Origin of the sequence: Endozoicomonas sp. ALC013, from assembly GCF_049310205.1 — a bacterium.
In the GTDB taxonomy this organism is placed as follows: domain Bacteria; phylum Pseudomonadota; class Gammaproteobacteria; order Pseudomonadales; family Endozoicomonadaceae; genus Endozoicomonas.
The window spans coordinates 1-14,310 of record NZ_JBLYNS010000133.1 but is presented as its reverse complement, the minus strand read 5'-3'; the positions used below and the strand labels follow the sequence as shown (position 1 = coordinate 14,310).

16 protein-coding genes are annotated in these 14,310 nt (G+C 51.1%); 9 read left to right on the top strand and 7 right to left on the bottom strand.

Features of this window, described 5'->3' with window-relative positions; genetic code table 11:
• Both ACO6V1_RS18990 and ACO6V1_RS18985 read right to left on the bottom strand, forming a co-directional pair.
• A partial coding sequence (locus tag ACO6V1_RS18990; protein WP_422468048.1) for an ABC transporter permease occupies positions 1-808 on the bottom strand: 808 nt, incomplete at its 3' end.
• Positions 805-1,557, bottom strand: a complete 753-nt coding sequence (locus ACO6V1_RS18985) for an ABC transporter ATP-binding protein (protein ID WP_422468050.1) — start codon at positions 1,555-1,557, stop codon at positions 805-807. The genes ACO6V1_RS18985 and ACO6V1_RS18990, both read right to left, overlap by 4 nt.
• 160 nt (positions 1,558-1,717) lie before the next feature.
• Here ACO6V1_RS18985 and ACO6V1_RS18980 point away from each other — a divergent pair, with 160 nt between their 5' ends.
• The gene (locus ACO6V1_RS18980) at positions 1,718-2,257 is read left to right on the top strand and encodes an arylesterase (RefSeq protein WP_422468046.1); all 540 of its coding nucleotides are present in this window, start codon (positions 1,718-1,720) and stop codon (positions 2,255-2,257) included.
• 12 nt (positions 2,258-2,269) lie between these two features.
• Here the strand turns inward: ACO6V1_RS18980 and ACO6V1_RS18975 are convergent, their stop codons facing one another.
• Entirely contained in the window at positions 2,270-3,346 is a 1,077-nt protein-coding gene (locus ACO6V1_RS18975; RefSeq protein ID WP_422468044.1) for a patatin-like phospholipase family protein, read from the bottom strand.
• Positions 3,347-3,378: 32 nt separating this feature from the next.
• Positions 3,379-4,311: an allantoinase PuuE gene (puuE, locus tag ACO6V1_RS18970; protein WP_422462705.1), complete on the bottom strand. Its 933-nt coding sequence runs from the start codon at positions 4,309-4,311 to the stop codon at positions 3,379-3,381.
• A 172-nt stretch (positions 4,312-4,483) separates the two neighbouring features.
• Between puuE and alc the strand changes: the two genes are divergently transcribed.
• The 6 genes from alc to ACO6V1_RS18940 all read left to right on the top strand — a co-directional run bounded on the left by alc (position 4,484) and on the right by ACO6V1_RS18940 (position 9,544).
• The gene (gene alc / locus ACO6V1_RS18965) at positions 4,484-5,530 is read left to right on the top strand and encodes an allantoicase (protein ID WP_422468042.1); all 1,047 of its coding nucleotides are present in this window, start codon (positions 4,484-4,486) and stop codon (positions 5,528-5,530) included.
• A gap of 3 nt (positions 5,531-5,533) precedes the next feature.
• Positions 5,534-6,052: a 2-oxo-4-hydroxy-4-carboxy-5-ureidoimidazoline decarboxylase gene (gene uraD, locus ACO6V1_RS18960; protein WP_422462701.1), complete on the top strand. Its 519-nt coding sequence runs from the start codon at positions 5,534-5,536 to the stop codon at positions 6,050-6,052.
• On the top strand, positions 6,049-6,387 hold the full coding sequence (gene uraH, locus ACO6V1_RS18955) for a hydroxyisourate hydrolase (RefSeq protein ID WP_422462699.1): 339 nt from the start codon (positions 6,049-6,051) through the stop codon (positions 6,385-6,387). Before uraD ends, uraH begins: the two co-directional genes overlap by 4 nt.
• A gap of 42 nt (positions 6,388-6,429) precedes the next feature.
• Positions 6,430-6,945, top strand: coding sequence for an ureidoglycolate lyase (locus tag ACO6V1_RS18950; protein WP_422462697.1), 516 nt, complete (start codon positions 6,430-6,432; stop codon positions 6,943-6,945).
• Complete coding sequence (gene guaD, locus ACO6V1_RS18945; protein WP_422462738.1) at positions 6,945-8,240, top strand: guanine deaminase; 1,296 nt, start codon at positions 6,945-6,947, stop codon at positions 8,238-8,240. The genes ACO6V1_RS18950 and guaD overlap by 1 nt, the downstream gene beginning before the upstream one ends.
• Positions 8,241-8,320: 80 nt before the next feature.
• Positions 8,321-9,544, top strand: a complete 1,224-nt coding sequence (locus tag ACO6V1_RS18940) for a urate hydroxylase PuuD (protein ID WP_422462695.1) — start codon at positions 8,321-8,323, stop codon at positions 9,542-9,544.
• 20 nt (positions 9,545-9,564) lie between these two features.
• Here ACO6V1_RS18940 and orn read toward each other — a convergent pair whose 3' ends face one another.
• On the bottom strand, positions 9,565-10,110 hold the full coding sequence (gene orn, locus ACO6V1_RS18935) for an oligoribonuclease (protein ID WP_422462693.1): 546 nt from the start codon (positions 10,108-10,110) through the stop codon (positions 9,565-9,567).
• 260 nt (positions 10,111-10,370) lie between these two features.
• Here orn and rsgA point away from each other — a divergent pair, with 260 nt between their 5' ends.
• On the top strand, positions 10,371-11,408 hold the full coding sequence (gene rsgA / locus ACO6V1_RS18930; protein WP_422462691.1) for a small ribosomal subunit biogenesis GTPase RsgA: 1,038 nt from the start codon (positions 10,371-10,373) through the stop codon (positions 11,406-11,408).
• Positions 11,409-11,624: 216 nt separating this feature from the next.
• Here rsgA and ACO6V1_RS18925 read toward each other — a convergent pair whose 3' ends face one another.
• Together ACO6V1_RS18925 and ACO6V1_RS18920 are read right to left on the bottom strand one after the other, a co-directional pair.
• Positions 11,625-12,632 carry a hypothetical protein gene (locus ACO6V1_RS18925; protein WP_422449772.1) on the bottom strand — a complete coding sequence of 336 codons (1,008 nt, stop codon included), beginning with the start codon at positions 12,630-12,632 and terminating at the stop codon, positions 11,625-11,627.
• 80 nt (positions 12,633-12,712) lie between these two features.
• On the bottom strand, positions 12,713-13,762 hold the full coding sequence (locus ACO6V1_RS18920) for a hypothetical protein (RefSeq protein ID WP_422468040.1): 1,050 nt from the start codon (positions 13,760-13,762) through the stop codon (positions 12,713-12,715).
• 366 nt (positions 13,763-14,128) lie between these two features.
• Between ACO6V1_RS18920 and tnpA the strand changes: the two genes are divergently transcribed.
• Positions 14,129-14,310 (top strand): IS66 family insertion sequence element accessory protein TnpA (tnpA, locus tag ACO6V1_RS18915; protein ID WP_422468038.1); only part of this gene is annotated, 182 nt, incomplete at its 3' end.

Below are 14,310 nucleotides of genomic sequence, written 5' to 3'. Positions count from 1 at the left end.
CCACCGAGTTGCGCAGATCACGTCGACTGTCGTCGGCCATCAGCAACTGTTCACTGGTATCCAGACGACTTTTAGACCATGCCTTGAATTGTTCCAGTGATGAAAGCTCACCTGCCATCAGCGTTTTCCAACTGACCCGGCTGCCCGGCTGGATAATGCCGGTACTTTTCAGGTCCGCCATATTGAACATCAGCCTGGGCGAAAAGCTGTAAAAATCACCTCCCCGATCCGTTTCCAGCGTGATTGCCCGGGTAATGGTCAGCCAGGTATTCCCCAGCATCACCTGATCGCCGATAGCCACCCCCAGTAAAGGAAAAAGCCTGGGCTCAAGCCAGGCTTCACCCGGGCTGGGTGTATCATTGACGATCTGGTCCGGGGCAAAGGGCTGATCTGACGTACGAATATGTCCGCGCAGTGGATAATTGTTTTCCACAGCCTTGGCAGAGACCATCTGCATTTCATCCCCGGCCATCACCACCGAGGGAAATTCAAGCACTGTGGATAACTTTAAACCCTGCTTTCTGGCTGCTTCGAGAATCTCTGGCTGCACCGGTCCCGGGCTGCGAATCAACATATCCGCACCCAGTACTTCTGCCACCTGTCGTCCAAGAGCCAGTTGCAGACGATCACTGAACAGGGCAATGGCAGTACTGACCGCCACCGCCATCAACAGTGCCGCCACCAGCAGCCAGAGTTCGCCGGAGCGCCAGTCCCTGAGCAGGAAGCGCCAGGCGAGTCCGACGGTACTTTTCGGCTTGTGGATAACCTTATTGTGCTTAAGACTTGTGGAGGAACTGTTCACCGTCATACCACCGCCTCCAGACGACCGCCGTGTAATTTCAGTATTCTCTGACACCGTCTGGCAAGGTCCATATCATGGGTAACCAGGATAATGGTGGTACCGCTGGCCTGATTTACTTCAAACAGGAGTTCAATAATGCTTTCACCGGTTTTCTCATCCAGATTGCCGGTGGGTTCATCGGCAAAGAGAATATCCGGTTCCCCGGCAAATGCCCTGGCAATGGCGACCCGTTGCTGCTCACCACCGGACAGTTGTTTCGGGTAATGCTCCAGCCGGTGCTCCAGACCAACACGGGTTAACAGTTTCCTGGCCCGCTCACCGGGGTTATCCACACCCGCCAGCTCAAGGGGCAACATAACGTTTTCCAGTGCCGTTAAGTTGGCAAGCAGCTGGAATGACTGAAAAACAAATCCGGTATGCTGCCCGCGCACGGTTGCCCGCTGATCTTCATCCAGATGATCAATGCGTTTTCCGGCCAGGCTGACACTGCCTGCCGTGGGCAAATCCAGCCCTGCCAGAATACCCAGCAGCGTTGACTTGCCTGAGCCGGAGGTCCCTACAATCGCAACGGATTCACCAGACTTGATCTGAAGGTCAAGTCCGGACAAGATGGTGAGTCGGTTATCACGGGCAGCCACGGTCTTTTCCAGACCTGAGGCAGTCACCGCCAGTGAATCAGATTCTATCGATGGAGTGGTTTCAGCGGCGGTCTCAGAGGTGAGAGTGTTGCGGGAACCGGAGAGCGCATCATTCATGAGAAAATCCTTATTTCGTCGTCTTTTCACCAGCTCAAAGCCTTTTATCAGCCCAAGGCTTTCTATTGGCTCAAGGCTTTCTATCAGCTCAAGGCTGTTTACTCTTGTATTAATGTCCCTTCCGGCCATCAATCTGTCAGCCTCAGAAAAAACACTATTAGTGTATGGCGACAGTCTTAGTGCTGCCTACGGTCTTACGGATATCAATCGGGGTTGGGTGCAATTACTTCAGGAAAAAATCGACAGCCATCAGTACCCCTGGAAAATTGCCAATGTCAGTATCAGTGGCGAAACCACCGCCGGAGGCCTGAGCCGATTCAGGAAAACGCTGGCACAGACCGACCCGGACCTGGTGTTACTGCAGCTGGGTGCCAACGATGGTCTGCAGGGAAAGCCGCTGAAAACCATCAAATCCAACCTTGATCAGATGATCGCCCTGACCCGGGAATACAATTCTGACATTATTCTCTTTGAAATGAAGATCCCGCCCAACTATGGACCGGTCTATACCCGACGTTTTACAGAAACTTTTCATGGGCTGGGTAAAAAGTGGGACGTACCAGTGATTCCCTTCTTCCTGGATGGCGTTGCAGGCAATGATTCACTCAATCAACCGGACGGAATTCACCCGACAGAAGCCGCTCAGCCAGTCCTGTTAAACAATGTATGGCCTGAGCTGCAACCCCGGTTGCAGCAGTGAATCCTCAGGTGGTTAAACCAGGGGCTTAACCACCTGTCGTACTTTATTACCCGCGACCAGTTCCAGAAATTCATCCCCCAGCCGCTTGCTCTCATTGACCACCCGCTGCCAGTAGCGCACCCGTTCATCGTAGGTAAATCGGGCAAAATCATTGCGATCGGGTATTTTTCCATAGGGAAGCCGGTCAACAAATGCCTGTGATGGCGAGACAAGTACCATATTGTCGGTATTCTGCGGCAACGGCCTGCGATGCTTTAAGGCCTTATCAAACCAGCCGGGAATCATCCTTGAATAAAAGTGTGGATAAAGCACCAGACCATCACCCTGATGAAAGCGCATATCGAAGTGGTAATCGGTAAGCCCGCCATCCCGATAGCAGCCTGCGGGCGCACCAGAGATATTCTTTACACCCTGCATCACCGCCGGAATGGAGCCAGAGGCCATAATGGCATCCACCATATTAGTTGCCGTCAGTCGTACATGCTCAGTGGGAAGATCATCGGCATGGTAAAAAGCAGGCTTATCTGAAGTGTCATAGGCTGGATGATAGAAAAGAGTACGGGTAAAAAAGGACGACAAATATTTTCTATTAATCAAATTACCCGTAGCGGCAAGCCCCAGGCCGGCCAGTTGTAGCGGTTTACGCTCAGAAGCGGTCAGTCCATGGCTTCTCACGGCAATCAGATTAAAACGAAAAACGGGATTATCAAGAATCTGTCCAACACTATCGGAGGAAACGATGGTTTCTACCAACTCTCTGGCTTTACGACTTATTTCAGCAGCATCTGGCTTGCTGGAATAACTGGTGTAAATATAGCCCTGTTCAAAACGCTCATGGGCAGCCAGAGGGTCATCCTGACTGTAACAGCTGAAACGCCAGCTGCCGGCAGAGGTGCCAATCAGATCCAGCGGTGATTTTCTGTCACGGAAGTATTCACCCAGTAAAGCTTTATCCAGGCCACTGAGCACAAACCACTTTGGACCACCAGAAGCGCCTACCATGACCTTGACACTCTCCTGGGGCAAACCATTGGCACGAATACTGTCCAATGCCTTTGCCCCGGCCTGAATATCAATCAGACTGTCCATACACCGCTCTCCCTGAAAATTACCAACCAGTGTTATCGATTATAAGGATGATGAGTATGCCAGTGTTGGGCAATCTGTTCCCGTGTACATAGCCATACCTGCTCCATGGATTGCACATAATCCAGGAAACGGGTCAGGGCTGCCGCTCTCCCCGGTCGTCCAGCCAAACGACAATGAAGGCCTATTGAGAGCATTTTGGGAGCCGTGGCACCTTCTTCATAAAGTACATCAAAAGCGTCTTTCAGATAACTGAAGAACTGATCGCCACTGTTAAAACCCTGGGTGGTGGCAAAGCGCATATCATTGCAGTCCAGCGTATAGGGAACCACCAGCTGGGGTTTACCAAACCGGGTATCCCAGTAGGGGAGGTCATCGGCATAGCTATCGGCGTGATATAAAAACCCTCCCTCTGCCACCACCAGCTGCTCGGTATTTGGACTGCAACGCCCGGTATACCAGCCGGTTGGGCGCTTACCGGTTACTTCGGTGTGCAGACGAATCGCTTCCTGCATATGGCGACGCTCTTCATCAACGTCCATAAACTGATAGTCAATCCAGCGATAACCATGGCTGGCAATCTCCCAACCGGACTCCATCATGGCTCTGACAGCTTGCGGATTACGCGCCATGGCCATGGCAACACCGTACACAGTGACCGGTATCTGCCTCTGTGAGAACAGCCGGTGAAGTCGCCAGAACCCGGCCCTTGAGCCGTACTCATAGATCGACTCCATACTGATATGACGCATGCCCTTATGAGCCGGAGCACCAATGATTTCCGAGAGAAATGCCTCCGATGCCTCATCACCGTGAAGAATACAGTTCTCGCCGCCTTCTTCGTAATTGATAACAAACTGAACCGCTATTCTGCTATTGCCCGGCCACTGGGGATCAGGCGTCGTTTTGCCATAACCAGCCAGGTCTCTTGGGTAGTCATCTGTCGTTAAAAGAGGGTCGAACGTCATTGGGCTCTCCATTTTTTTATTGCCTGCCTGATGGGTTCTATGGCATAAATGCTCAAAAAATTGACTAAATGGTCAAATAATAAAACCTATTCTATCAGGATAAAGTGCCGCAAAGCTCACACAAGTTGGCACTTTAGACCGTAAAAATAATAACAGCAGGTTCAACACATTAATGAATAACTCTTCTGATGATCTCGCCGCACACTGGCAGCAGACAAGAATTGATCTGGCAGCCCGTGCGCTGGGTGGGGATGTTCTCGACTGCAGCGATGATTTCTTTGCCGAAAAAGATAACCTGCTATTGGCTGAAGACCCGGTATTTCTGCCAGAAAAATATACGGCCTACGGCAAATGGATGGATGGCTGGGAGTCACGCCGCCGTCGCGATGCACCGGGTTTTGATGGCTGTGACTGGGTTATTGTGCGCCTGGCTGCTGTGGGTGAAATCGAAGCGCTGGATATTGATACACGTCACTTTAAAGGTAATGCCCCCGGCGCAGTACAGCTGGACTACCTGCTTGATGACGCCGATCCCAACGAACAGAGCAACTGGCTACCGCTGACGGATCGGGTGGAAGTACAGCCCGATTGCCGAAACCTGATTACTCTGGATCAGTCTCCGAGAGTAGCCAGCCATATTCGTCTGCGAATTTACCCCGATGGCGGTGTTGCCCGTCTCCGGGTTTATGGCAAGGTTCATCTTGATCAGCGCCATCGCTTACCGGGTGAGCCCCTGGATCTGGCGGCACTGATGAACGGTGGCCGCTCCGTAGCCTGCAGTGACTCATTCTTTGGCCCTATGCAAAACCTGTTACTGCCAGGGCGTGGTGTCGATATGCATAATGGCTGGGAAACCAGACGTCGGCGACAGGGGGGCAATGACTGGATGATGGTCAAGCTGGCTCTGCCCGGCACTATTCATCGCGTAGAAGTGGATACCTTGCACTTCAAGGGTAACTACCCTGACCGTTGCAGCCTGGAGGCCTGTACCTTTGCCGGGGATAACCCTGAAGATGCAACGGATCCTGTGCAATGGCATACCATTCTTCCGGAACAGAAACTGCATGCTCATCGCAACCATCGGTTCTTGAATGAGTTGCAGAACACGGAACAACCATACACCCATGTGCGTCTGAATATATTTCCTGATGGGGGGGTATCAAGGTTTCGCGTTCTTGGTTATGAGAGCGGTTTTGAGAGCGACGTTGAGGGGGAGTAGTTCATGACACTGGATGAGCTGAACAGTCTGGATATGGATAGCGCCCGGCATTTTTTCCGCCAATGCTGTACCAGTGAACATTGGCTGGAATCCATGGCCAATAACCGACCGTACTCCAGTAAAGATGAGCTTTTATCCACAGCGGACACCAGTTGGTCCGCCTGTGGAGAAAAAGACTATCTACAGGCTTTTGCAGGCCACCCGAAGATTGGCGACGTAAACAGCCTGAAAGCAAAATACGCCAATACCCGTGATATGGCCGGTCATGAGCAATCAGGCGCAGCCACTGCCAGTGACGAAACACTCAAGGCATTAGCAGACGGTAACACCGCTTACGAAACCCGCTTTGGCTATATCTTCATTGTCTGCGCCACCGGGAAGTCAGCAGATCAGATGCTGTCTCTGCTGAATGACCGGCTGAATAACCAGCCGGAACATGAACTGACGATTGCCGCTGCCGAGCAACATAAGATAACCCGGCTACGTCTGAACAAACTGATTGAATGGAGGCAAATGGCATGACCGGCATCAGCACCCATATTCTGGATACCGGTAGCGGCTTACCGGCAGAAGGAGTCCCTGTCTCCCTGTCAAAACAGGAAGGTGATGGCTGGCAGCCAGTGGGCAGTGGCATCACCAACAATGATGGCCGCATTCCAAACCTGGCGACAGATGACCTGAATCTTCCCAAAGGAGTGTATCAGCTGCATTTCGCCATTAAGGATTATTTCCAGAAGCATAAAGTCCAGTGCTTTTACCCGGAAGTTGTGGTGACGTTTGAAGTCAGTGATGACCGTCATCACCATGTTCCACTGCTGTTATCACCCTATGGTTACTCAACCTATCGGGGCAGTTAACACCAGCAGTTGATTCGAATAATAAAAACGAGAACAAGGCTTATGGATAAAGAAATACCAGCCCAGACGCTGAAGGTGGAAATACTGACCCGTGAAGCCTTTGAACCTTTTGGTGATGTACTCGAAACCCGGGATACACCGTTGGTGATCAATCAGGGTCGCTGTCAGAAATACAGCGACCTGACATCCGTCACCACGGATGATCAGGGTTACACGACAATGCATATTTATAAAACAGCCCCGATTAATCACACTTATCAACTGGACCTGTTAGAACGACACCCGCTGGGTAGCCAGACATTTATGCCCCTGGCAGGCCAGCGCTTTCTGGTGGTGGTGGCCCCTGGCTCCAGCGACGGTGCGACGCCCGACTGGTCATCCATTCGCTGCTTTCTGACCAACGGTAAACAGGGAGTTACCTACCACCCCGGTGTCTGGCATCACCCTTTACTGTCCGTTGATGGCGGAGAAGAGTATCTGGTGATCGATCGTAAGGGACCTGGTGATAACTGTGATGAGGTCCTGATGTCTGCGCCGTATATTGTGGAGGTGCCATGATGAGTCAATCGGTAGTTTGGCGAGCCTCTGTCCTGCACTTTCTGGAGGATCCGGCAAAACAACAGGGTTCAGAGGACGCGTGGGAGTTTTTCGAAGACGGTGCCCTTCTGGTTGAAGATGGTCTGATAACCCGATGCGGTCCCTCCGATCAGGTCTTTAAGAATCTGCCCGCCGGAACAGAAATAAAAGACCTCACCGGTCGCCTTCTGGTTCCGGGTTTTATCGATACCCACGTACATTATCCACAGCTTGAAGTACTGGCAGGCTGCGGTGTCCAGTTACTGGACTGGCTCAACCAGTACACCTTTCCGGCAGAGCAGAAGTTTGCTGATGAGCAATATGCCAGTGAGATTGCACAGTTCTTTCTGGATCAATGCCTCAGCCATGGAACCACCACAGCCCTGGTGTTTGGTACCGTGGCACCTCAGTCCGTTGATGCCTTCTTTCAACAAGCCCATCAACGAAATCTGCGTATGATCGCAGGCAAGGTGATGATGGATCGTAATGCCCCTGACTATCTGCTTGATACTCCTCAAAGCAGCTACGAAGACAGTAAAGCATTGATCAACCAGTGGCATAACAAAGGGAGATTGTCGTATGCAGTAACCCCGCGTTTTGCCCCTACCTCATCATCGGAACAGTTGCACATGGCTGGCCGGTTATTGCGGGAACACGATGGTCTTTATCTGCACACCCACCTCTCGGAAAACCCGAAAGAGATTGACTGGGTTCAGGAACTGTTCCCGGACAGCAAACACTACGTGGATGTGTACGATCAGCATGGTTTGCTGGGCCCCCGGTCCGTATTTGCCCACTCAGTCCACCTGTGTGACCACAGTTGGCAGCGAATGGGCAGTTCCGGCTCATCCATCGCCTTTTGCCCGGGCTCCAACCTGTTTCTCGGTAGCGGGCTGTTTAATCTGAACCGGGCAAAGGCCCATGGCATCCCCACCGGTCTTGGCACCGATGTGGGTGGGGGAACCAGTCTCTGCCTGCTCAATACCATGAAAGACGCTTATCAGGTATCTCAGTTGCGGGAGGAAACCATCTCGCCGCTTCAAGCTTTTTACCTGGCCACATTGGGAGGTGCCAGGGCACTTCATCTTGACGACAAGATCGGTAGCTTCCGCACAGGCAATGAAGCGGATTTTCTGGTGCTCAATCCGGCGGCTACCCCAATGCTTCAATTCAGAACGGAAAAAACCAAAACACTGGAAGAGTTGCTTGGCGTGTTGATGGTGATGGGCGATGACCGGGTCATTGAAAAAACCATCATCATGGGTCAGGAAGCCTGAAAGCCGGAAGTGCTGACGACACCATTACGTCTATAACAACCGTCGCTCAGCATTTTCAATAATAAAATGAGTATTGAACCATGGAATCCTATCTACAAGAGTGGTTAAACCTGCTGTTTCGCTGGCTGCATGTGACGGCCGGTGTCGCCTGGATTGGCGCATCCTTTTATTTCAACTGGCTGGAAGGACGGTTGGAAGCTGCGCCAGCAAACAAGCAGAAAAAAGGCATCAAAGGTGAGTTGTGGGCTCTGCACGGCGGCGGTATTTATGAAGTGAATAAATATCATCTTGCCCCGGAAAAACTGCCGACAACGCTGCACTGGTTTAAATGGGAGGCTTATGTCACCTGGCTGAGCGGCATGGGTTTACTGGCCATTATTTATTACTGGGGGGCAGAGAGTTATCTACTGGCACCGCAGTCTGCGCTGTCGCCCATTCAGGCCATTGCCATCAGTATCGTCAGCCTGCTGACCGCCTGGCTGGTCTATGACCTGTTGTGCAAATCCCCGCTGTTCAAACAGGAAACGCTGTTTAGCGTGGTGCTGTTCTCGCTGGTGGTGTTTGCTGCCTGGGGCTACGCACAACTGTTCAGTGGCCGTGCCGCCTATATTCACGTCGGTGCGCTGATTGGCACCCTGATGGTGGGAAATGTGTTCAGGGTGATTATCCCTTCCCAGAGAAAACTGGTTGCTGCCGCTGAACAGGGGGATAGCAGCTTTGATCCTTCTGGTCTTGGAAAGAGTGCCAGGCATGCCTTGCTGCGCTCTCGCCACAACAACTACTTTACACTGCCGTTGTTGTTTATCATGATCAGTGGTCACTATGCCATGACCTTTGGCAGCCAGTGGAACTGGGCAATTCTGGCGGTTCTGGCTGCGGCTTCAGTGCTGGTTCGTCATTTCTTTAACCGACGCAATCAGGGTGCCATTTTAACCTGGCTATGGCCTGCAGCGGCGGTGTTGATGTTGACTCTGGCCTTTATTATCCGACCACAAATGGCTGCACAGCAGGCACCGATGGCAGAGCAAGCGGCGGTGGAGCAGAGCGATATTGTTGAGCTGGTTACTGCCCGCTGCAGCACCTGTCACTCGGCAACACCGACAGATCCTCTTTTTCAGTCACCACCCGGTGGTCTGGTTTTCCACGACTATGATTCCATCGCCAACAAGGCTGATAAGATTTTTAGCCAGACCGTACAGACTCAGATTATGCCATTGGCTAATCGCACGGGCATGACCGATGAAGAGCGCAATTTACTTGGCCTGTGGTATCAACAAGTGAAGTCTGAACAGAGTGTTCAGTAACGTGCAGGTTGGTACAAAAGCTAAAAATTTTTGATAAAGTGCTGGCGATAAAACCGAAGTTCATCAATAGACTCACGGATATCTTCCAGCGCAAGGTGAACACCCTTCTTGGAAAACTGCTCCAGTAATTCCGGCTGCCAGCGACGGGCCAGCTCTTTCAGGGTGCTGACATCAATATTCCGATAGTGAAAGTAGTCGTGCAGCTCTGGCATATATTGCCAGAGGAAACGGCGGTCCTGACCGATGCTATTACCGCACATTGGCGAAACGCCCTGGTCAGCGTGTTGGCGGAGAAAATCCAGCGTCATCTGCTCAGCCTGCTTTTCACTGATGGTGCTGGCTTTGACTCGATCCGTCAGGCCTGTGGCTCCATGGGTGTTAACACACCATTCATTCATGGCACCCAGAACGTCGTCACTCTGGTGAACCGCGAGAACCGGACCTTCCTCCAGAATGTTCAACTGGCCATCGGTAACAATTGTCGCGATCTCAAGAATCCGGTCATTGACTGGATCCAGGCCCGTCATTTCCAGGTCGATCCATACGAGATTATCCGATTTAGCCATCCAACACCCGGTCGTCAAAGTTTAGAAAGTCTGAACGGTTTGATAATTACCTGTAAGTCAGGAAAAAACCAACTGATTCAATAGATTATAGAGAGCTTTAGTTGCCTGTCCTGTCGCTGAAAAAAGATGGATCAATTTAAGGGCAGATAACGAATCAGCTGACATAATAAGTCTACTTCATTCATAATTGCAGCGAAATCAGCTCAACACAAATTTATGATACTTTCCAACCTTACAATTCAGACTCTCTCCCGCACATCATGAGTAAGCGCAAACTAACGCGCAGACAAAGCTGGCGCATTGAGAAAATTCAGGAAGAACGCAAAGCCCGCGCCCAAAAGCGTGAGGATAAGATTACCCTGGAACTTCAGGATGACTCCCTGGGGCCAGAGCAACCCGGGCTGATTATTGCCCACTATGGCGCACAGCTGGATATCGAACCCATTGGCAAACCCGGTGAGACCTATCGCTGCCACCTGAGGGCCAATCTGCCACCACTGGTGACCGGTGACCGTATCGTCTGGAGAGCTTCCAGCAAAGGCGGCATGGGTGTGGTAGTGGCACTTGAGGACCGTGACAGCCTGTTATCCAGACCGGATATGCGAGGACAGCTAAAGCCGGTAGCTGCCAATATTGACTACATTGTTCTGGTCATCGCCCCGGTGCCTGTTCCCCACTCAAACCTGATTGACCGTTATCTGGTGGCTGCGGAAACCGTGGGTATTGAGCCGGTCATCCTGCTCAATAAAACCGATTTGCTGGCAGGTGGAGCGAGTTGTCCATCTGCCAGTAAAGAGCTTGACGATATGCTGATTAACTATGAGCGTATTGGCTATCGCGTACTTAAAGCCTCCACCCGGACGGAAGACGGGCTCAATGAACTCAAGAGCCTGCTGAATGAACACACCAGTGTTTTCGTCGGCCAAAGCGGTGTCGGAAAGTCTTCCCTGGTCAATACACTGCTGCCCGGCGTTGATACCAAGGTCGGCCCGCTGTCCGAAAGCACCGGCAAAGGCACCCATACCACCACGGCAGCCAGGCTATTCCACTTCCCGGCCGGTGGTATGCTGATTGACTCCCCGGGGATTCGTGAATTCGGACTTTGGCACATGGAACCGGAAGACGTGTTGCACGGCTTTAAGGAGTTTCGTCCCTTTATCGGGCACTGCAAGTTCAGGGATTGCAGTCATGAACAGGAGCCGGGTTGTGCTATTCGCCAGGCCCTTCAGAATGGCGATATTCTTCAGGAAAGAATGGACAGCTACCAGAGTATTCTGAATTCTCTGGAAAAAGCCTGATACATGGTCTCAATGAGTTTGATGTGTACAATCTCCGTTCACCCTGAGCGGAGTCGAAGGGTGCTTGGTACGATCTATCAGAGTCCTGAGTTTCCGCTCTTCGACAGCTTCAGCACCAACGGCAGCCGTCGTCAGAAAATAGTGAGCGCAGGTTGGGTGGGCAAATAATAAGCCGTTAAAAAATAAGCTGGGGCAGGTCTTTCTTTTTGAACACATTCAAGACACGGGTCTGCCCACAAGGTCCTCGCCATGTGGCACAATAGCTTTCCAAAGTTGTGCACAGCCAATCTGCTTCGATGCAAAAACACACTGGAAAAATGGTTCTTTCCTCAAGCTGTCAATTACGGTACCCGTGCCTCTGTACTGTGAATGCCAATTGTCCTGGCGATAGTAAAATTGCACCAGGCTCGCGTTGAGATTCACGGCCTGCCTGATGACAGAACGCCTTACGGTTTCTGTTTTGGGTTTATCATAAGGGTCTTTCATGACCGTATGCCCCAGAGTAATCACCCGCCCTTGGCGATTGAGAAATAAATAAGCCAGCAAACCATCGGTATCTGTTGTCCCAAAATGCCTTTCTACGTACGCTTTGGCTGATTGATTGCTTGGAATGCAAGCCGGCGTAAAGGCCAGATACTGTTTCAGTTGCTGAGGCAGAGGTAGAGGCAATGCCGCATATTCGCTTAACAAAATTTTTTTTCGGGAGAGTTGCTGTTGAATGGCCCGCCTGCACAGATGTTTCAGGGAACCAACCTTCAGATGTTCATCTTCGTGCAGGCCATAAAGCTCAGCCACGGTACCTTGCCACTGACAGCCAACAAATGGACACCTGAGGTAAAATTTGCTGATATGACGTCCCGTGAAATTATCAACGTTAATCAAATTACAATAACTGATATTTTCTGGAGTATCCGGCTTATTCTCAGCTGAGCAATGGTGACATAATCGATCTGTTGGTAGTGTCAGGGTTCTGTAATGGCTACAGTCCTTGCATAGCAAACGGCCACACATTGTCTGAACTAACCTTCGTGGTATTCCGCCACAATCAACGCAAACGCGATCCTCTGGAAACCGAATGCGCTCGCTGTTTTCCGGCAGCCACTGAGCATTGCTGACAGCGTATCCACCCCACAACACTCTGTTACTGTCGCTATCTACAACGCCGCCATGGGCACTGCCCATCAGTGGCAGTATCGGGCGGCTGACTGCTGGGTTCATGTTCATAGGTGCTCCAAACCCTGGCTTCGCCAGTCCTGAGAATTGGTCATCTGGCTTCCCGGTTGCCCTGCACAAATACGACACTCTCAAACTACAGGGCGGGCCCGTTCGCGCCTGGCACAGCTTTCCCTGGGAAAGCTACCGCGGAGTATCAGTGGTTTCATGAAAACTCTCCAAAGTGTCACACCATCAATATGCGCCAAATCGTCGCAAGCGTCCCAATGCACAGAATTCCATCGCAAGGATTCAGCTACGGTGTCATTACCTTCACAAGCGGGATTCCATTTTTTCGGGTGGTAGTAAAACTGTATATAGAACGCTTTGCGGTCCAATGCCTGCTCGCGGACAAAGCGCTTTACAGCTCTTTTTTTGTCGGCATCAGAGGGATCCTCCACGACCGTAGACCACGTAGCCATCACCCGGTCCATATTATTGAGCAACAGGCAAACCAGCAAACCAGGGGATGTCATAAAGTACTTTTCTACATAGGCTTTGGCTGAGCGGTTGCTGGGCGTGTAACCCGGTGGCGCATTAGCCAGATACTGTTGTAACCCCTGAGGTAAGCGCAAGACAGTGCAGCATTCGCTTAACAGAATAGTATTATGACCAAAGCGGCGTTGAATAGCCGACCTGCACAGATGTTTAAGTGGAGAGACAGGGGAAGCATTCATCAGATGTTCACTTTCATGAATGCCGTAAAGTTCAGCCACCGTACCTTGCCACTGACAATTGGTGAATGGACACTTGAGGTAAAATTTGTCGATCGCACGTCTTTTGAATGGAAAAGCTTCGATCACGTTGCAAGCATCTATGTGTTCCTGCGTGGCAGGTTTTCCATTAGCTGTGCATATATGACATAAACGACCTGGTGGGGTTGTCAGGGTTCGGTATTCGCTGCAGTCTTCACACAGAAGGGAGACGCAAGCTGTTTGTACTGCGTTGCGCGCCAATCCCTGACAATCAAAGCAAATACTCCTCGGTAATGAATAGAGATACTCTTTATTTTCTTCCGGAAAAGCCTCCACATTGCAAATGTGGTATCCGCCCCACAACACTTTGTTGCTGTAAATATCCGTAACTGGACCACAGGCACTGCCCATCAGCGGCAGTTTTTGGGCGCTGGCTACTGCGTTCATGTTTCCCGATCATCCAAAATCAATGTTGCAATGCAAATGGCCCCGGACAAGTCATGGAAATCACCGGTTCGGAGTGTGATGCTCATGATCAGCGTCCACTATAGCCAGAATCTGCTCTGCCTGCCGAATTGCACAGAGAAAATTTGATCAGTACGTTGATATTTGTGAAAGAAAATATACTCGTCAGAAACTTAGCCATGGCTATGGATGTAACTAATTATTTGATTAACAGTCAAATCGATTTAATTCGGTTTGTGAAGAAATCATGTGTCAATTACTAGCAACGTAACCGCCAAAATAACCCACGTCCTACCCCGCTGAGATTTGATCGTGGATCATAAAGCCTCTGACTACATGGAGGCTCCGATGACCACCCCAGAAACCACTAAAGAACAATGGCTGCAACGGATCGAAGCCTGGCATGACTCCGGGCTTAGCCAAAAAGCCTGGTGCCGACAAAACGGCGTCAGAACATCACAGCCTGGTTATTGGAAAAAGAAGCTGTGTGAAGGCATCTCAAGAATAAGCCGATCCGGCGGGGTTGACTA